This is a genomic window from Citrobacter sp. wls827 (assembly GCF_005280875.1).
GTDB classification, from domain to species: domain Bacteria; phylum Pseudomonadota; class Gammaproteobacteria; order Enterobacterales; family Enterobacteriaceae; genus Citrobacter; species Citrobacter youngae.
The window spans coordinates 23,419-42,386 of sequence record NZ_SZWR01000034.1; the positions used below are offsets into that span (position 1 = coordinate 23,419).

Consider the following 18,968-nt stretch of genomic DNA (forward strand, 5'->3'; position numbering starts at 1 on the left):
GCGGCCCTGCTAAGCACAGGCTTGCCGTCAGGGAGCCGAAAGGTACTTACTCGCTTCTTAGAAGGAGAATATTATGCGTAACTACGATTTATCCCCACTGCTGCGTCAATGGATCGGTTTTGACAAACTGGCCAATGCATTACAAAACGCTGGTGAAAGCCAAAGCTTCCCACCCTATAACATCGAAAAGAGCGATGATAACCACTACCGCATTACCCTTGCGTTAGCCGGTTTCCGTCAGGAAGATTTGGATATTCAACTGGAAGGCACGCGTCTGACCGTAAAAGGTACGCCGCAGCAGCCGGAAAAAGAGACCAAATGGTTGCATCAGGGGCTGGTCACTCAATCATTCAGTCTGAGCTTTACGTTGGCTGAAAATATGGAAGTCTCCGGCGCAAGCTTCACCAATGGCTTGCTGCATATTGATTTGACCCGTAATGAACCTGAAACCATTGCTCCACAACGTATCGCCATCAGCGAACGTCCCGCATTAAATAGCTAAATAGCTCCAGGCCTTTGCCCCGCCAGAAATGACGGGGCTTTTTTGTGCTTTACCCCCCATACATTGCGCTTGTACTCTGCGAGAATCCATTTACTTAATGATGTTATTCACAGGGAACAGAAGAATGAGTGATATAGCATTGACGGTCAGCGTTCTGGCATTGGTGGCGGTTGTCGGGTTATGGATCGGCAACATTAAAGTACGGGGCGTTGGTTTTGGCATCGGAGGCGTACTGTTCGGCGGTATCATCGTCGGACACTTTGTCGATCAGGCAGGGATGACCCTGAGCGGCGATATGTTGCATTTTATTCAGGAATTTGGCCTGATACTCTTCGTCTATACCATCGGCATCCAGGTAGGGCCGGGTTTCTTTGCCTCACTGCGTGTTTCGGGACTGCGTCTGAACCTGTTTGCAGTGCTGATCGTGATTATCGGGGGACTGGTTACCGCGCTTCTGCATAAGATCTTCGCTATTCCGCTGCCTGTGGTGCTGGGGATCTTCTCCGGCGCGGTCACCAATACGCCCGCACTGGGTGCCGGGCAGCAAATTCTGCGCGATCTGGGTACGCCGGGGGATGTGGTCGATCAGATGGGGATGAGCTATGCCATGGCTTATCCTTTCGGTATTTGCGGCATTTTGCTCACAATGTGGCTGATGCGCCTCATTTTCCGCGTGAACGTTGAGTCCGAAGCTCAGCAGCATGAATCAACGCTGACCAACGGTCATACGCTGATTCAGACGATGAACATTCGTGTTGAAAACCCGAACCTCAATAATATGGCGATTCAGGATGTCCCCATTCTGAACAGCGACAAAATCATCTGTTCACGCCTGAAGCGAGATGAAACGTTAATGGTGCCGTCGCCGGGTACGATTATCCAGATGGGCGATCTGCTTCACCTGGTCGGACAGCCTGGCGATCTGCATAATGCGAAGGTGGTGATTGGGCAGGAAGTGGACACTTCGCTGTCAACGCGGGGTACGGATTTGCGTGTTGAACGTGTCGTTGTGACCAACGAACAGGTGCTTGGCAAGCGGATCCGTGACCTGCACTTTAAAGAACGTTACGACGTGGTGATTTCCCGTCTGAACCGCGCGGGCGTTGAGCTGGTCGCCAGCAGCGATGCCAGCCTGCAATTTGGCGATATCCTCAATCTGGTGGGGCGTCCTTCGTCGATTGATGCCGTTGCCAATGTTGTGGGTAACGCACAGCAAAAACTGCAGCAGGTGCAGATGTTGCCGGTGTTTATTGGGATCGGGCTGGGGGTGTTGTTGGGGTCAATCCCGCTGTTTATCCCCGGTTTCCCGGTGGCATTAAAACTGGGGCTGGCCGGTGGACCACTGATTATGGCGCTGATTTTGGGGCGTATTGGCAGTATCGGTAAGCTGTATTGGTTTATGCCTCCCAGCGCGAACCTGGCGTTGCGAGAGTTGGGTATCGTACTGTTCCTCGCGGTGGTTGGTCTGAAGTCAGGCGGTGATTTTGTTCATACCCTGACGCAGGGCGACGGTTTGAGCTGGGTGGGCTACGGTATTTTTATCACCGCGATCCCGCTGATTACCGTCGGTCTGCTGGCGCGCCTTCTCACCAAAATGAACTACCTGACGCTGTGTGGTATGTTGGCCGGCTCAATGACCGATCCTCCTGCGCTGGCGTTTGCGAACAACCTGCATGCCACCAGCGGGGCGGCAGCGCTCTCCTACGCCACCGTTTATCCGCTGGTCATGTTCCTGAGGATTATCACCCCGCAACTGTTGGCGGTGCTCTTCTGGGGATTAGGTTAAAACTGACCTATCCAGTCAGCATATCCAGGAATGCCTGATGCGCTGCGCTTATCCGACCTACATCGTTCACTGTAGGCCGGATAAGGCGCCAGTCGCCATCCGGCATTTCAAAGCACATCTCTCTTTTCCATTGTCTCATCACATTACACTCCCTTTCGTTTGCGAATCAGGTTCATACTCTTTCACTGTTCCGGTATAACGACCAGACTACAATATTGAAGGAGTCGCCATGAAGATTTCCCGCCTTGGAGAAGCGCCGGATTACCGCTTCTCGCTGGCAAATGAACGTACCTTTCTGGCGTGGATCCGCACTGCGCTGGGTTTTCTGGCGGCGGGGGTTGGCCTTGATCAACTGGCCCCGGATTTTGCCACGCCGGTCATCCGTGAGGCACTTGCCTTGTTGCTGTGTCTGTTTGCGGGTGGTCTGGCGATCTACGGTTATCTGCGCTGGTTGCGAAATGAAAAGGCGATGCGTCTGAAAGAGGACATGCCGTACACCAACAGCCTGCTGATTATCAGCGTCATGCTGACGCTTGTGGCGGTGATTGTTATGGCGCTGGTGCTGTATGCCGGGTAGTCGTAAGGCCCGTCGCCAGTCCGATCCTGGTCTACAACCGGAACGGACATCGCTGGCCTGGTTTCGCACGTTGCTAGGCTATGGCGCACTGATGGCGCTGGCGATTAAGCATAACTGGCATCAGGCGGGAGCGTTATTCTGGGTTTCAATAGCGGTGCTGGCAATTGTGGCGATTATTCTCTGGCGCTACACCCGCAGCCGTAACCTGATGGATGTTACGCATAGCGATTTTTCTGAATCTCGTGCGGTGCGTGACAAATTTATGATCTCCCTCGCGGTGTTATCCCTTGCAATACTGTTTGCTGTAACACACGTTCGCCAACTTATCGTATATATCGGGAATTTTGCATGACAGTATGTGAGGACATGGATGTTAGTGAGGGTATTTTAAAGGTGGTGATTGATCACCAGAAGAGTTTGCAACCTATTGAACTGTACCGTGATTTACGACAAGGCGATGTTCGTCTCGTACAGTTTATCCCTCTGATTAAGCGCGATGAAGCAGGCAACCTGACGGCTGAATCTGTCACACCAGAAGGGTGGGGGCAGTTTTTAAATACGATATTTGATATCTGGGTTCGTGAAGATATTAATCGGGTATCTATTCAGCTTTTTGATAAAACTCTGCGTCGATGGTGTGGTCTGGCGGTTCAAATTGAACGGCAATCGACCTCACAGCAGAGCGTGCGTTGTCGGTCATGTTCCTTATCGCAATTTTACCGTGGTGATTGCCCGGTGCATGGGGATACTCACGGGGAAAATGTGCTGTGTGCGGGATATCAGGCCTTCTTTGAACACTCATCACCCCATATGCGCGTCATGCGCGATCTGATTAAACAGCATCGCTCACCGATGGAGCTGATGGCGATGCTGCGTTGAGATCAGAGGGGGTTAGCGCCCTTTCGCCAGGTATTGCGCCATCTCGGTTTCCGGCACCATGCCGCCGCCGGTCGCCCACACCAGGTGCGTGGCGTTATTGAGCTGATCCGCGCTCAATCCTTGCATCTGCTGGTAATCCGTGGAGGCGCAAACGTGCTGAGGACCAGCCATGCCCGCCAGCGCCGATGGCTCAAGGCGAATACCTTCTTCCTGCGCCAACCAGCCCAGCATGTCGTACATCGTTTGATCGTCCAGCGTATACAGTCCGTCGAGCAGGCGTTCCATCGCCCGGCCAACAAAGCCCGAGGCGCGACCGACTGCCAGCCCATCTGCCGCTGTCAGATTATCGATGCCGATATCCTGCACGGAAATGGTATCGTGCAGCCCGGTGTAAATCCCCAGCAGCATGCACGGGGAGTGGGTGGGTTCTGCGAAGAAGCAATGAACGTTGTCACCGAATGCCAGCTTCAGGCCAAACGCCACGCCGCCAGGGCCACCACCCACACCGCATGGCAGGTAAACAAACAGCGGATGATCGGCATCCACCACGCGCCCCTGCTGGGCAAACTGCGCCTTCAGACGCTGTCCGGCCACCGCATAGCCTAAGAACAGCGTGCGGGAATTTTCATCATCGATAAAGAAACAGTTTGGATCGGACTGTGCCGCCTTACGACCTTGTTCAACCGCCACGCCGTAATCTTCTTCGTACTCCACCACCGTCACGCCGTGGCTGCGCAGCCTGGATTTTTTCCACGCGCGGGCATCGGCAGACATATGGACCGTAACGTTAAAGCCGATTCGGGCGCTCATGATGCCGATAGACATCCCCAGGTTGCCAGTTGAACCGACTGCGATGCTGTACTGGCTGAAGAACTGTTTGAACTCAGGAGAAAGCAGAATGCTGTAATCATCATTTGTCGTTAGCAGACCGGCTTCCAGCGCCAGTTTTTCAGCGTGGGTCAGGACTTCATAAATGCCGCCACGCGCTTTGATTGAGCCAGAAATTGGCAGGTGGCTGTCTTTTTTCAGCAGCAGTTCGCCGTTAATGTGCTGCCCGAACTCTTTTTCCAACCGCTTTTGCATAGCCGGGATGGCGGCCAGCTCAGATTCGATAATGCCCCCAGTGGCGGCAGTTTCCGGGAAGGCCTGCGCCAGATACGGTGCGAAGCGCGTCAGACGCGCGTGGGCATCCTCAACGTCGTGTGCTGTCAGGCCAACATACGGTAAACCTTCCGCAAGAGAGGTGGTGCCAGGGTTAAACCAGGTTGTCTCTTTCAGAGCCACCAGATCTTCCACTAAAGGATGCTGGGCGATAAGTGTTTGAATGTTTTCCATAGTCAGTCTCTTCGCGCTTAGATAATAAAGGAAAGCAGGAATGTGCAAGCCAGTGCAATAACGGACGCGATAAATGTCGCGGTCGTATAGTATTTGAACGTTTCATTCAGGGTGGCGCCGCAATACTGCTTCACCAGCCAGAACAGGGAATCAGTGACGATCGTGCAGCCAATAGCGCCGGAACCGATGGCAATGGCGATGATTTCCGGGCTAACGTTGGGGTACAGCGGTAGCATCGGTGCCACAATTGCCGTCGCGCCCATCATCGCCACCGTGGCGGAACCCACCGCGGCATGCAGGATTAACGCCACCAGCCACGCCAGCAGAATCGGATGCATATGCATGTTTGAGAGGATCAGCGCCAGAGTATCCGCCAGCCCGCTGCTCTTGAGGATAGCGTTGAATGCGCCGCCTGCACCGATAATCAGCAGAATGTTAGCTATCGAGCCAAAACCGTTTTCGGTGTGGGTCAGCAGCGCACCCATGCCAATGTGCTGACGCAGACCGAGAATGTAATAGGCCACGAAAACGGCGATAAACATCGCGGTGATCGGGTTACCAATAAACTCCAGCAGCGTATACAGCGTACTGCCTTTCGCCATGTTCAGCTCAGCGACGGTTTTGACCAGCATCAGGCCAATGGGTAACAGGACGGTAAACAGCGTGGCGCTCAGCGATGGCAACGTACTTTCATCGCGTACCTTGAGATCGGAAAACTCAGCCGGTACCGGTTTAAATGGCAGACGGTTACCGAGGAATTTCAGATACAACGGCCCGCCGATTAGCGATGCCATCAAGCCCACCAGTAAGCCGTAGACAATCACGGTGCCAATATCCGCGCCCAGCTTGTTCGACACGAACAGGGCGGCCGGATGCGGAGGTACGACGCAGTGCACCGCCATCAGCGCCGTACACAGCGGGATCGCCAGCTTCAGTAATGAGGTATTGGTTTTTTTAGCAATCGAAAAGGCCAGTGGAATCAACAGCACCACGCCCACTTCAACGAACAGTGTGATCCCGCAAATCAGCCCGACCAGCACCATAATGACGTCGGCGGAAAGCCAGCGGCAGCGCTGCAGCGTCAAGCCGATGCGTTCGGCCGCGCCGGACACTTCCATCATTTTGCCCAGAATGGTCCCAAGGCCAATAACCGCCGCGAGGAAGCCCAGCGTACCGCCGATGCCGCTTTCAATGGCATTGACCATATCCAGCGGCCCCATCCCCATCATCGTACCCACGAAGAAACTGGCTAACAGCAGTGCCAGAAACGGGTGGAATTTGAACTTCACGATGGTCAAAACGATTAACACGATGCTTATCAGCAGCGTGCTCACAACCCAGATTTGAGAGTGCATAGCTCACCTTGCCCTGTGATTAATATAGGGTTATTGGACAAAAATAAGGCACCGTCTGACAAACGATATAAATCTCCTTTCACATGAGCCAGATTGCATCAAATGAGTGATTTACGTCTAATTACGCTGCATTTATGCGATATGATTCACCTTGATTCATCTTTGTGCTGATTTTTACAGCGAACTTTTTTACACTCCGGCGAATGAATCAGGAGGACTGGAGGTGAGTTTGGATCCCCTACGCGAGGGCAGAAACCGGCTGCTCAATGGCTGGCAGCTGTCAAAGCTGTATACCTTTGAAGTGGCGGCCCGGCATCAGTCGTTTGCGCTGGCGGCAGATGAGCTGTCGTTAAGCCCCAGCGCCGTCAGCCATCGCATTAATCAGCTGGAAGATGAGCTGGGCATTCAGCTGTTTGTCCGTTCACACCGTAAAGTGGAACTCACCCACGAGGGTAAGCGGGTGTTCTGGGCGCTGAAATCGTCGCTGGATACGCTGAATCAGGAAATCCTCGATATTAAAAACCAGGAGCTGTCCGGGACGCTTACCGTCTACTCACGGCCTTCTATCGCCCAGTGCTGGCTGGTTCCGGCGCTCGGTGACTTTACCCGTCGCTACCCGTCAATTTCACTGACCATCCTGACCGGCAACGACAACGTCAATTTACAGCGTGCCGGGGTCGATTTGGCTATCTATTTTGACGATGCGCCCTCCGCGCAGCTTACGCACCACTTCCTGATGGATGAAGAGATCCTGCCGGTATGCAGCCCGGACTACGCTCGCCGCCATGACCTTACCGGTTCGCTGGTGAATTTGCCGCACTGCACCTTGCTGCATGACAGACAGGCATGGAGTAACGACTCAGGAACCGATGAATGGCACAGTTGGGCGCAGCATTTTGCCGTGAATTTGCCGACATCATCGGGTATCGGCTTTGATCGTTCTGATTTAGCGGTAATTGCCGCCATGAACCATATCGGCGTGGCGATGGGCCGAAAGCGGCTGGTGCAGAAACGTCTCGACAGCGGGGAACTGGTCGCGCCTTTCGGTGATATGGCGCTGAAATGCCATCAACACTATTACATCACCACGCTGCCCGGCAGGCAGTGGCCAAAAATCGAGGCATTTATTGGCTGGCTGCAGGAGCAGGTTAAATAAGCGGGCCACGAATATTTTTTACGCTTTCTCTCTACACGGAAAGTGAAAAAGCATGCTAAATACGTGATATCACTCCTGATGATTTGCGTAAGGACGACCGTGTTAAAGCCGATTGTTTCCCTTTTACTGTTAGCCAGCGCCACCGTGTATGCCGCGCCCCCTGTGCTGACGGCGGCGCTGTATGCGCAGCAGCTTGGCGTTGGAATGGACGTAGACTGGGCTCGCACCGATCGCGGTATCCGCGAGTTCGATCCGCTGGTGGTACGGGATTTCAAGGCGAAGGGGATCTCTCATGTGCGTATTCGTGTGGCTGGTGAGCCAACAGAAGCCAGGCTCATCCATTTGCGCAAGCTGGTAGAGGCTTGCGAGCAATACGGCGTGATCCCGATAATCGCCTATCAGGCTGACGAATATAAAAAAGACCCCAGCGCCGGTAACGAAAAAGAGGTGGTTAACTGGTGGGTGGCGGTGGCGCATTACTTTGGTCAAGGCTCGCCGTTGCTGGGTTTCGACCTGATATATGAGCCTGCCGATAAGCTTAATCACAATCAGACTTCGCTCAATCGGGTGTACGACAAAACGATTCGCACAATCCACGCCATTTCGCCGCAGCGGATGATTTTCATTGCTCCGCGACTGCGCGCGGCACCGGAAGATTTGCCTAATCTGAAATTACCGCCGCAAAGTCAGAATACCGTTCTGGCTGAATGGCATATCTTCCCGTGGGGGCCGCTAAAAAATAACGGTAAGTATCCCTGGACGTCGGGGACTGCGGCAGAAAAAGCCGCCATTCGCGCCCGTATTAATACGGCCATTCACTGGCAACAGAAAACGGGTCATCTCAGTTGGGTGGGGGGCTGGTCGCCGGGAGAGACCATCAAAAACGCGCCTTCTGCCGCGCAAACTGCATTTGCACGGTTTATGGCATGTGAACTGCGCAAGGCGAAAATCCCCTATGCTATCAATGCGGATATGCAGTTCTATGATGGCGAAGAAGGGGCCTGGCGTCCGGCGCTGGAGCCGTTGCTGACGACGATGATCGCGCCAGAATGCGAAAAACCCGGCGATAAGCCGGGCCATCATACGCTTAAACCGCCTGTCCCTGATGCGACACGCGTGATGCCAGCGGAAGCCAGCAAACAAAAATCAACAGCCCCATAAGGGTCATCAGCAGGCCCAGACTGGCTTGCCCGGTCTGCGGCAGCATGGCAGAAAACCATGCCAGCACGCCGGAACCAATGTTCTGTAATCCCCCAACCAGCGCGCCAGCCGTGCCTGCCAGGAACGGGAAAGGCTCCATTGCACCGCTGGTTGCCAGCGGAAACAACATTCCGGCACCGAAGAAAAACAGTGCGGCAGGAACCAGCAGTGTCCAGACGTTCATCACGTCGAACAGCCCCGGGATCCACATCATTAAACCCGCTACCAGACAGCAGGTCACCGACTGCCACATTAGCGTCGAGAAACGCTTATTCGGGCGACCGGCGAACCATGCGCCGAAAAACGCCGCCGGAATAGGCAGGATAAACAGGATACTGACCACCATGCTGCTTAGACCGAGCCGTGCGCCCAATAATACTCCGGAGCAGGCTTCAAAGACTGCAACGCCCGCCAGACCGCCGATCAACATCAGCACGTAACAGGTGAAAGAGCTATTACCAAACAGGGTTTTGTAGCTGGCAATAAGCCGTGGACGCGGCGCACCCGCAGGCCGTGTTTCCGGCATCCAGCGCGCCATGCTAAACGTCACACCCGCACACAGAATCAGCAGGAAAATATAGCAGGCGCGCCAGTTCCACACAGTATCCAGCATGCCGCCAATCAGCGGAGCTAACAGCGGACTGACCAGAATCCCCATGTTTAACAGACTATTGGCGTGGCGCAGTTGCGTGCCTTCGTACAGATCGCGCGGTAAGGTTCGCGCCATCACACCGCCGACGCCCGTTCCCATCCCCTGGATGGCACTGGCGATAATCAGTACCGTCAGGCTATGGGTGGTAATGGCGACCAGCGTGGCCAGCATAAAAATAGACATCCCGGCGAGGATCACCGGGCGGCGCCCTACGCGGTCTGAAAGGGGACCGTAAACCAGTTGCGACACGCCGTAGGTCAGCAGGTAGGCAGCCATTACGCTTTGCACCGCGCCTTCGCGAACGTTCAGTTCACGCGCCATATCAGCAATCGCGGGGATATAAATGGTTTGCGCCATTTGACCTACCGCCACCAGTAATACCAACATCAACAACAAATTGACGCTTCTATGCCTTTTCATTTCGCTGATTACTTTTAAAAAAGAGAAAAAAGAAGAATAAGGTGCTGCACTTTCCCGTAAATGCGCGTGGAATCTACCACAACAGAAAAAGAAGGCCAGATAGTGGGCTGGAATGTTTATGTGCTGGACGGCAGGAAATGTAAACAAAATCCGGCAACAAATGTTGCCGGATTGCATCGGGTTTACAACGACATCATGATAAGCGGAGTAAAACTGCGCCGGCGGCAATACCTCCGGCTGCGATAAGACGTATTCCGGCAACCTTTTCTTTCAGCAGCAGCCACGCGAGCAGTGCGCCAAACAGAATGGATGTTTCACGCAGTGCAGCGACCACCGCCAGCGGGGCCTGAGTCATCGCCCACAGCGCCAGGCCGTAAGACCCCATCGTACCAATCCCGCCAAGAATACCTTTCTTCCACTGGTGCGCCAGATAACGTGACGCTTCCCGGCGGCGGGCGATCATCGCCCAACCCAGCAGGCAGGAGCCGTTCAGAAAGAAGGTCCACAGCGTGTAGCCCAGCGCGGTTTCTGAAAGCCGAACACCGGTGCCATCAACCAGCGTATAACCGGCGATAAAACAGGCATTAATGAGTGCCAGGATAATCCCACGTTGCGAGCCGCAGCGTCCGTTAAATGCCATCCCGAGAATAGCCAGACAGATGGTGGCAATCCCCACCCAGGCGAGTAGCGAGAGGCTATCGCCAAGAAACAGGACGCTGATAATCGCGACCAGCAGCGGCGCTGTGCCGCGCATCAGAGGATAGGTCTGGCTCATATCCGAAACCTGATAGGTTTTAGCGACCAGGACGGTATAGACCACCTGTAATGCGGTTGAGACAGCTAAAAACGGCAGGCTGGCGGCAGAGGGTTGCGGCGCAAAGGGTAAACAAATCAGCGCCATAATCGCAGCGGTTCCGCTGACGCTTATAGCCGAGTACAACTTGTCGTTTCCCGCTTTTACGATGGCATTCCAGCTGGCATGCAGCAGTGCGGCGAACAGCAAAATGCAGAAAACAGAAAGCGTCATGGCGGAATTCTTCCCTGAGGATGTCATAAAAACGTAACACATTGGCACGACACAAGCACCAGGGAGAAGGTGAAAGGGGAGCGGAGTGTTACCCGCCCCCCTTAGGTGCGACTTGAATCTGAATTACTTAACGTATTTCAGAACGGCATCAAGGAGTTGCAGTGCTGCAACAATGAGTTTGAGGATAAGAATAGCGATATCCACGAGGCTCATACGCTCTCCTTTTGGTACAAGGAGCACGGTGCTGGCGTACCTCGCCGCTGCCTGTTGCCAGCACCTTTGTTGACGTAACACAGTGTGCTCACTTAGGGGGTTAAGGCGCTGACGGCACCACCCGTTTCAGCCAGGACTTTGATGCGCCGGTAAAACAGCGGCCCCCTCGCGCACTGCGAACATTTACAGTATAGATAAATACTGTATGTATGAACAGTATTTTATGGACAAAATCCGCAAAGCGATCCATACTCAGAAACGTCAAAATCCGTGCCTTAAATTGCGCGTTCGTTCCCGATCGCGTATACTTCTTACGTTGATGTAACACAGTGTGTTCTGCGGTTACCAGCCGCAAACCCTGAAAAAAACCTCGCCCCGGCGGGGTTTTTTGTTTTTACATTGCGTACAGATAAACGTGATCTTTGGCGCATTTTTGCGCAGATGAAAAATTTTCCATTGTCACGCTGAAAAACCTGTGTTTGTATAAATCCTGTTAACCAACAAACAGACAAGGCCCCTAATGAACCCTTCTATGCTGACTGCGACCCTACTAAAAACTGCGCCATCTCGCGCAGCGGTCGTCGTGCGTGTGGTGGTGGTCGTCGGCAATGCGCCGTAGGGTCCGGAACAACATACGATTCCAAAACCCCGCCGGCGCAAACCGGGCGGGGTTTTTCGTTTCAGAGACCTGCCCGGAGCAAAGGCCCAGAATAAAAGGACTGGAGCATGGCAAGTTCGGGCATAACATCCAAGCGTACGCGTTTTACGGGCGCAGAATTCATCGTTCATTTCCTGGAACGTCAGGGAATTAAAGTGGTCACCGGTATTCCTGGCGGCTCAATTCTCCCCGTCTACGACGCCTTGAGCCAAAGCACGAAAATCCGTCATATCCTGGCGCGCCACGAGCAGGGTGCGGGGTTTATCGCCCAGGGGATGGCACGAACCGAGGGTAAACCCGCCGTCTGTATGGCCTGTAGCGGACCGGGCGCAACCAACCTGGTGACCGCTATTGCCGATGCGCGCCTGGATTCCATCCCGTTGGTGTGTATCACCGGTCAGGTTCCGGCCTCGATGATCGGCACCGACGCCTTCCAGGAAGTCGACACCTACGGCATCTCTATCCCCATCACCAAACACAATTATCTGGTTCGCCATATCAATGAATTACCGCAGGTCATGAGCGATGCCTTCCGCATTGCGCAGTCAGGACGCCCAGGCCCGGTGTGGATAGACATACCTAAGGACATTCAAACAGCCGTATTTGAAATTGAAGAGATGCCGGAGCCTGCAGAAAAAGCCCCTGCGCCAACCTTTAGCGCGGACAGCGTTCGCGATGCTGCCGCTATGATTAACGCCGCCAAACGCCCGGTGTTGTACCTCGGCGGCGGCGTGATTAACGCGCCGGAGCGCGTTCGTGAGCTGGCCGAAAAAGCAAAACTGCCTACCACCATGACGTTGATGGCGCTGGGCATGCTGCCAAAAGCGCATCCGCTGTCGTTAGGCATGTTGGGTATGCATGGCGCGCGCAGCACCAACTTTATTCTGCAAGAGGCTGATTTACTGATTGTTCTTGGCGCACGTTTTGATGACCGGGCAATTGGTAAAACCGAACAGTTCTGCCCGAATGCCAAAATCATCCACGTGGATATTGACCGCGCGGAGCTGGGTAAAATCAAACAGCCGCACGTGGCCATTCAGGCAGATGTCGATGAGGTGCTGGAACAGCTGATCCCATTGATTGAGGCACAACCGAGGGACGCGTGGCATCAGATGGTGGCCGATTTACAACGCGAATTCCCTTGTACTATTCCACAGGAAAGCGATCCGCTCAGCCATTATGGGCTGATTAACGCCGTTGCCGCCTGCGTGGACGACAGCGCGATTATCACTACCGACGTCGGCCAGCACCAGATGTGGGCGGCGCAGGCTTACCCGCTGAACCGTCCGCGCCAGTGGCTGACGTCTGGTGGTCTGGGAACCATGGGCTTTGGCCTGCCTGCGGCGATTGGTGCGGCGCTGGCGAACCCGGACAAGAAAGTGCTGTGCTTCTCCGGCGACGGCAGCCTGATGATGAATATTCAGGAAATGGCGACTGCCAGCGAAAATCAGCTGGATATTAAAATTATCCTGATGAATAACGAAGCACTGGGTCTGGTGTATCAGCAGCAGAGCCTGTTCTATAAGCAAGGCGTGTTTGCTGCGACCTATCCGGGGATGATTAACTTTATGCAGATTGCCGCCGGTTTTGGTCTCGAAACCTGCGATTTAAATCATGAAGCGGATCCACAGGCGGCGCTGCAGGAGATAATCAATCGTCCAGGACCCGCGCTGATCCACGTACGTATTGATGCAGAAGAAAAAGTGTATCCGATGGTACCGCCGGGTGCGGCAAACACTGAAATGGTGGGGGAATAAGCCATGCAACAGCAGACTCATGACAACGTAATCCTGGAACTCACCGTACGCAACCACCCGGGTGTAATGACCCACGTTTGTGGGCTGTTTGCCCGCCGTGCGTTCAACGTGGAAGGTATCCTCTGTCTACCGATTCAGGACAGTGATAAGAGCCGTATCTGGCTATTGGTGAATGATGACCAGCGTCTGGAGCAGATGATAAGCCAGATCGATAAACTGGAAGATGTGGTGAAAGTGGCGCGCAACCAGTCCGACCCGTCGATGTTTAACAAAATCACCGTGTTCTTTGAGTGATTCGCTCAAGGCTTGAACACCAAAGCACTTATCGTTAAGGTAAGCGCTTTTGCCGGATGGCGGTATTAATGCCTTATCCGGCCTACAACGGCACCTGCCCGTAGGCCTGATAAGCGCAGCGCCATCAGGCATGTCTTAGCGCCAGGATGAACCCATGATTACCGTTGCCCTTATTGACGACCACCTTATCGTCCGCTCCGGCTTTGCCCAACTGCTGGGGCTGGAACCTGATTTGCAGGTGGTGGCTGAGTTTGGCTCAGGCAGTGAGGCGCTGGCGGGATTACCGGGGCGCGGCGTGCAGGTCTGTATCTGTGATATCTCGATGCCAGATATCTCCGGTCTTGAACTGTTAAGCCAGTTGCCAAAAGGAATGGCGATTATCATGCTCTCCGTCCACGACAGCCCGGCGCTGGTGGAGCAGGCGCTCAACGCGGGCGCGCGTGGTTTCCTTTCTAAACGCTGTAGCCCGGATGAGCTGATCGCAGCGGTGCATACCGTGGCGACCGGCGGCTGTTACCTGACGCCGGACATCGCCGTCAAACTGGCGGCCGGGCGTCAGGACCCGCTCACCAAACGTGAACGTCAGGTGGCAGAAAAACTGGCGCAAGGGATGGCAGTCAAAGAGATTGCGGCTGAACTGGGCTTGTCACCAAAAACGGTACACGTGCACCGCGCCAACCTGATGGAAAAGTTGGGCGTAAGCAACGATGTTGAACTGGCTCGGCGGATGTTTGACGGCTGGCAATGAACACGTTCTTTTCCCGGTTAGTCACCATTGTTGCCTGCTTTTTTATCTTCTCTGCCGCATGGTTTTGCCTGTGGAGCATCAGCCTGCATCTGGTTGAACGCCCGGAGCTGGCAGTGCTGCTGTTTCCATTCGGCCTGCGCCTGGGCTTAATGCTGCAATGTCCGCGCGGCTACTGGCCGGTACTGTTGGGTGCGGAATGGCTGCTTCTGTTCTGGCTGGCGCAGGAAGTGGCGCTGTCCCATCTGCCGCTTTTGGTGATCGGTAGCTTTCTCACCTTACTTCCCGTCGCACTGACCTCACGTTTCCGCCATCAGCGTGACTGGCGCACATTGTTATTACAGGGGGCAGCGCTGACCGCAGCGGCACTGTTGCAATCGCTACCATGGCTTGGGCAAGGTGAAGAGGCGTGGACCGTGCTGCTGCTGACGCTCACCGGTGGGCTGACGCTGGCGCCGATCTGCCTGGTATTCTGGCACTATCTGACCAGCACCACCTGGCTGCCGCTGGGACCGGCGGTGGTTTCTCAACCTGTGAACTGGCGCGGACGACATCTGGTCTGGTACCTGCTGTTGTTCAGTGTCAGCCTGTGGTTGCAGTTGGGTCTGCCGAATGAATTGTCGCGCTTTACGCCGTTTTGCCTCGCGCTACCGATTATTGCACTTGCCTGGCACTATGGCTGGCAGGGGGCGCTGATCGCAACGCTAATGAATGCCATCGCGCTGATTGCCAGCCAGACCTGGCACGACCATCCCGTCGACTTGCTGCTCTCCTTGCTGGCGCAGAGCCTGACCGGGCTGCTGCTCGGCGCGGGTATTCAGCGCCTGCGTGAACTCAACCAGTCGCTGCAAAACGAGCTGGCACGTAATCATCGGCTGGCCGAGCGTTTGTTGGAAACCGAAGAAAGCGTGCGCCGCGACGTGGCGCGTGAACTGCACGATGATATCGGCCAGACCATCACCGCGATTCGTACTCAGGCCGGTATCGTTCAGCGGCTGGCTCCGGAGAACGTGGGCGTGAAGCGCAGCGGGGCGCATATCGAGCAGCTTTCTCTCGGGGTATACGATTCGGTACGTCGCCTGTTGGGGCGTTTACGCCCGCGCCAGTTAGATGATTTAACGCTGGAGCAGGCTATCCGTTCGTTGATGCGGGAAATGGAGCTGGAAAGTCGCGGTATCGTCAGCCATCTCGACTGGCATATTGATGAATCTGCACTCAGTGAAAGCCAGCGGGTGACGCTGTTTCGCGTCTGCCAGGAGGGACTGAACAATATTGTTAAGCATGCTAATGCCAGCGCGGTGACGCTCCAGGGCTGGTTACAGGATGAGCGGTTGATGCTGGTGATTGAGGACGATGGCAGCGGCCTGCCGCCGGGTTCGAATCAGCAGGGATTTGGCCTCACCGGGATGCGTGAGCGCATTACGGCCCTCGGCGGTAAGCTTTCGATATCCTGTACGCACGGTACGCGGGTCAGCGTCTCTTTGCCTCAGCGTTATGTGTAAGGAATGGCAATGTTTCAGTTTCTAAAAGCCCCGGCTAATGCGCCACACATTACCAATAAAAGTGAGGTAGATGCCCGTTATCGCTACTGGCGGCGGCATATTCTGACCACCATCTGGCTTGGCTACGCGCTGTTCTATTTCACGCGCAAAAGCTTCAACGCTGCGGTGCCGGATATCCTCACCAGCGGTGTGCTGACCCGCAGCGACATTGGCCTGTTGGCAACGCTGTTTTACATCACTTACGGCCTGTCGAAGTTTGTCTCTGGTATTGTCAGCGATCGTTCCAACGCCCGCTATTTTATGGGCATTGGTTTGATTGCCACCGGCGTGGTAAACATCCTGTTCGGTTTCTCGACCTCGCTTTGGGCCTTTGCGCTACTGTGGGCACTGAATGCGTTCTTCCAGGGCTGGGGGTCGCCGGTCTGTGCGCGTTTATTGACCGCATGGTATTCGCGTACCGAACGCGGTGGCTGGTGGGCGCTATGGAACACTGCGCATAACGTCGGCGGGGCGCTGATCCCGATGGTGATGGCGGCGACGGCGCTGCATTATGGCTGGCGTGCAGGAATGATGATTGCCGGAATACTGGCGATTGTGGTCGGATTTTTCCTGTGCTGGCGGTTGCGCGACAGGCCGCAGGCGATTGGCTTACCTCCGGTTGGCGACTGGCGACATGATGAGTTAGAAATTGCCCAGCAGCAGGAGGGCGCAGGCTTAACCCGCAAAGAAATTCTCACTCGCTATGTGTTGCTGAATCCCTACATCTGGCTGCTGTCGTTGTGTTATGTGCTGGTGTACGTGGTACGTGCGGCGATCAATGACTGGGGTAATCTGTACATGTCAGAAACGCTGGGGGTCGATCTGGTGACCGCCAACACCGCGGTGACCATGTTTGAACTGGGCGGGTTTATTGGGGCTCTGGTGGCGGGTTGGGGGTCAGATAAGCTGTTCAACGGCAATCGTGGGCCAATGAACCTGATTTTTGCCGCCGGGATTTTGCTTTCCGTCGGTTCGCTGTGGCTGATGCCGTTCGCCAGCTACGTGATGCAGGCAGCGTGCTTCTTCACCACCGGATTTTTCGTTTTTGGCCCGCAAATGCTGATTGGTATGGCGGCGGCGGAGTGCTCGCACAAAGAGGCGGCTGGGGCGGCGACCGGGTTTGTCGGGCTGTTTGCTTACCTGGGCGCTTCGCTCTCCGGTTGGCCGCTGGCGAAGGTAATGGAAGTCTGGCACTGGACCGGATTCTTTGTGGTTATCGCCATCGCGGCGGGGATCTCCGCGCTGTTGCTGTTGCCGTTTTTGAATGCCCAGGCGCCGCGTGAGCCTGGTGAAGCGTGATGTACCTCACCTTTTTGCCCCGAGTGGGGTAAAACTAAGAAATTTTCCCGGTTTCACCTGGACGCTGTCTCAGGCGTGATCCCCGGCTGATTTTTACAATGCCTGCTATTCGCAGGTATAAAAATTAGCTCGGAGAGTCCTATGCTGGCCTTCTTAAACCAGGTGCGCAAGCCAACCCTGGATCTGCCGCTCGATGTGCGGCGCAAAATGTGGTTCAAACCGTTCATGCAGTCTTATCTGGTAGTTTTCATCGGCTACCTGACCATGTACCTGATCCGCAAAAACTTCAACATCGCGCAGAATGACATGATCTCCACCTACGGGCTGAGCATGACGCAGCTGGGGATGATTGGCCTGGGCTTTTCCATCACCTACGGCGTGGGTAAAACGCTGGTTTCTTATTACGCGGATGGCAAAAACACCAAGCAGTTCCTGCCGTTTATGTTGATCCTCTCTGCTATCTGTATGCTCGGTTTTAGCGCCAGCATGGGGGCGGGTTCGACCAGCCTGTTTCTGATGATCGCTTTTTACGCGCTGAGCGGCTTCTTCCAGAGTACCGGCGGCTCGTGTAGTTATTCCACCATCACCAAATGGACGCCGCGTCGTAAGCGTGGATCGTATCTCGGTATGTGGAACATCTCCCACAACCTCGGCGGTGCCGGTGCGGCGGGTGTGGCGTTGTTTGGCGCCAACTACCTGTTCGACGGTCACGTCATCGGTATGTTTATCTTCCCGTCGATTATCGCCCTGATTGTCGGTTTTATCGGCCTACGCTACGGCAGCGACTCCCCGGAATCTTACGGCCTCGGTAAAGCCGAAGAGCTGTTCGGTGAAGAGATCAGCGAAGAGGACAAAGAGACCGAAGAAAACGAGATGACCAAATGGCAGATCTTTGTTGAGTACGTGCTGAAAAACAAAGTGATCTGGCTGCTGTGTTTCTCGAACATCTTCCTGTACGTGGTGCGTATCGGTATTGACCAGTGGTCCACCGTCTACGCTTTCCAGGAGCTGAAGCTCTCCAAAGAAGTGGCGATTCAGGGCTTTACTCTCTTTGAAGTGGGCGCGCTGGTCGGCACGCTGCTGTGGGGCTGGCTCTCCGATCTGGCGAATGGTCGCCGGGCGCTGGTGGCCTGCGTGGCGCTGGCATTAATCATTGCGACACTGGGCGTTTATCAGCACGCCAGCAACCAGTACGTTTATCTGGCGTCGCTGTTTGCGCTGGGCTTCCTGGTGTTTGGTCCGCAGCTGTTGATTGGCGTGGCGGCAGTCGGATTTGTGCCGAAAAAAGCGATCGGCGCCGCCGATGGGATTAAAGGTACTTTCGCCTATCTGATTGGTGACAGCTTCGCCAAGCTGGGTCTGGGGATGATTGCTGATGGTACGCCGGTCTTCGGCCTCACCGGCTGGGCAGGAACCTTCGCCGCGCTGGACACCGCCGCCATCGGTTGTATCTGCCTGATGGCCATCGTGGCCGTGTTTGAAGAACGTAAAATTCGTCGCGAGAAAAAGATTCAACAACTGAAAATCGCTTAAGTTAAGTGTGCATTGGTAACTTTTGCCCGCCTTAATGGC

At 54.8% G+C, this 18,968-nt stretch carries 19 protein-coding genes; 14 read left to right on the plus strand and 5 right to left on the minus strand.

The genetic code is table 11. The features are described from left to right. Positions 1 to 73 precede the first annotated feature (73 nt). From ibpB to FDX03_RS21730, 5 genes are all read left to right on the plus strand, one after another. Entirely contained in the window at positions 74 to 502 is a 429-nt protein-coding gene (gene ibpB, locus FDX03_RS21710; protein WP_005121488.1) for a small heat shock chaperone IbpB, read from the plus strand. Between the two features lie 124 nt (positions 503 to 626). Continuing rightward, positions 627 to 2,288: a putative transporter gene (locus FDX03_RS21715; protein ID WP_048213765.1), complete on the plus strand. Its 1,662-nt coding sequence runs from the start codon at positions 627 to 629 to the stop codon at positions 2,286 to 2,288. Between the two features lie 229 nt (positions 2,289 to 2,517). After that, complete coding sequence (locus FDX03_RS21720; protein WP_005121491.1) at positions 2,518 to 2,865, plus strand: YidH family protein; 348 nt, start codon at positions 2,518 to 2,520, stop codon at positions 2,863 to 2,865. Next, positions 2,855 to 3,217: a DUF202 domain-containing protein gene (locus FDX03_RS21725; protein WP_048213764.1), complete on the plus strand. Its 363-nt coding sequence runs from the start codon at positions 2,855 to 2,857 to the stop codon at positions 3,215 to 3,217. The genes FDX03_RS21720 and FDX03_RS21725 overlap by 11 nt, the downstream gene beginning before the upstream one ends. Then, the gene (locus FDX03_RS21730) at positions 3,214 to 3,744 is read left to right on the plus strand and encodes a radical SAM protein (RefSeq protein ID WP_048213763.1); all 531 of its coding nucleotides are present in this window, start codon (positions 3,214 to 3,216) and stop codon (positions 3,742 to 3,744) included. The genes FDX03_RS21725 and FDX03_RS21730 overlap by 4 nt, the downstream gene beginning before the upstream one ends. Positions 3,745 to 3,756: 12 nt before the next feature. Here the strand turns inward: FDX03_RS21730 and dsdA are convergent, their stop codons facing one another. Further along, positions 3,757 to 5,079: a D-serine ammonia-lyase gene (gene dsdA / locus FDX03_RS21735; RefSeq protein ID WP_137346571.1), complete on the minus strand. Its 1,323-nt coding sequence runs from the start codon at positions 5,077 to 5,079 to the stop codon at positions 3,757 to 3,759. 17 nt (positions 5,080 to 5,096) lie between these two features. Continuing rightward, positions 5,097 to 6,434, minus strand: coding sequence for a D-serine transporter DsdX (gene dsdX, locus FDX03_RS21740; RefSeq protein ID WP_137346572.1), 1,338 nt, complete (start codon positions 6,432 to 6,434; stop codon positions 5,097 to 5,099). Positions 6,435 to 6,663: 229 nt separating this feature from the next. Between dsdX and dsdC the strand changes: the two genes are divergently transcribed. After that, on the plus strand, positions 6,664 to 7,590 hold the full coding sequence (gene dsdC / locus FDX03_RS21745; RefSeq protein ID WP_061068784.1) for a DNA-binding transcriptional regulator DsdC: 927 nt from the start codon (positions 6,664 to 6,666) through the stop codon (positions 7,588 to 7,590). Positions 7,591 to 7,668: 78 nt separating this feature from the next. After that, positions 7,669 to 8,751, plus strand: a complete 1,083-nt coding sequence (locus tag FDX03_RS21750) for a cellulase family glycosylhydrolase (protein ID WP_048213760.1) — start codon at positions 7,669 to 7,671, stop codon at positions 8,749 to 8,751. Here the strand turns inward: FDX03_RS21750 and emrD are convergent. The 3 genes from emrD to tisB all read right to left on the minus strand — a co-directional run bounded on the left by emrD (position 8,678) and on the right by tisB (position 11,102). Further along, positions 8,678 to 9,862, minus strand: coding sequence for a multidrug efflux MFS transporter EmrD (gene emrD, locus FDX03_RS21755; RefSeq protein WP_137346573.1), 1,185 nt, complete (start codon positions 9,860 to 9,862; stop codon positions 8,678 to 8,680). The two genes, FDX03_RS21750 and emrD, sit on opposite strands and share 74 nt — an antisense overlap. A 193-nt stretch (positions 9,863 to 10,055) precedes the next feature. Continuing rightward, a complete protein-coding gene (locus FDX03_RS21760) occupies positions 10,056 to 10,889 on the minus strand; it encodes a DMT family transporter (RefSeq protein ID WP_061066888.1) in 834 nt (277 codons plus the stop codon). Positions 10,890 to 11,012: 123 nt separating this feature from the next. Then, positions 11,013 to 11,102, minus strand: coding sequence for a type I toxin-antitoxin system toxin TisB (gene tisB / locus FDX03_RS21765; protein ID WP_003023909.1), 90 nt, complete (start codon positions 11,100 to 11,102; stop codon positions 11,013 to 11,015). A 520-nt stretch (positions 11,103 to 11,622) separates the two neighbouring features. Between tisB and ivbL the strand changes: the two genes are divergently transcribed. The 7 genes from ivbL (at position 11,623) to uhpT (ending at position 18,929) form a co-directional block, all read left to right on the plus strand. Further along, on the plus strand, positions 11,623 to 11,721 hold the full coding sequence (gene ivbL / locus FDX03_RS21770; protein WP_003827118.1) for an ilvB operon leader peptide IvbL: 99 nt from the start codon (positions 11,623 to 11,625) through the stop codon (positions 11,719 to 11,721). A 107-nt stretch (positions 11,722 to 11,828) separates the two neighbouring features. Beyond that, entirely contained in the window at positions 11,829 to 13,517 is a 1,689-nt protein-coding gene (gene ilvB, locus FDX03_RS21775) for an acetolactate synthase large subunit (protein ID WP_137346574.1), read from the plus strand. 3 nt (positions 13,518 to 13,520) lie between these two features. Continuing rightward, positions 13,521 to 13,811 (plus strand): acetolactate synthase small subunit, encoded by a 291-nt coding sequence (gene ilvN, locus FDX03_RS21780; protein ID WP_003023914.1) that lies wholly within the window; start codon positions 13,521 to 13,523, stop codon positions 13,809 to 13,811. Positions 13,812 to 13,965: 154 nt separating this feature from the next. Beyond that, positions 13,966 to 14,559, plus strand: a complete 594-nt coding sequence (gene uhpA, locus FDX03_RS21785) for a transcriptional regulator UhpA (protein WP_003023923.1) — start codon at positions 13,966 to 13,968, stop codon at positions 14,557 to 14,559. Then, positions 14,556 to 16,058: a signal transduction histidine-protein kinase/phosphatase UhpB gene (gene uhpB, locus FDX03_RS21790; RefSeq protein ID WP_137346575.1), complete on the plus strand. Its 1,503-nt coding sequence runs from the start codon at positions 14,556 to 14,558 to the stop codon at positions 16,056 to 16,058. Before uhpA ends, uhpB begins: the two co-directional genes overlap by 4 nt. A 9-nt stretch (positions 16,059 to 16,067) precedes the next feature. Then, positions 16,068 to 17,396: an MFS transporter gene (locus FDX03_RS21795; RefSeq protein ID WP_048213754.1), complete on the plus strand. Its 1,329-nt coding sequence runs from the start codon at positions 16,068 to 16,070 to the stop codon at positions 17,394 to 17,396. 141 nt (positions 17,397 to 17,537) lie between these two features. Further along, positions 17,538 to 18,929: a hexose-6-phosphate:phosphate antiporter gene (gene uhpT, locus FDX03_RS21800; RefSeq protein WP_137346576.1), complete on the plus strand. Its 1,392-nt coding sequence runs from the start codon at positions 17,538 to 17,540 to the stop codon at positions 18,927 to 18,929. Positions 18,930 to 18,968 lie beyond the last annotated feature (39 nt).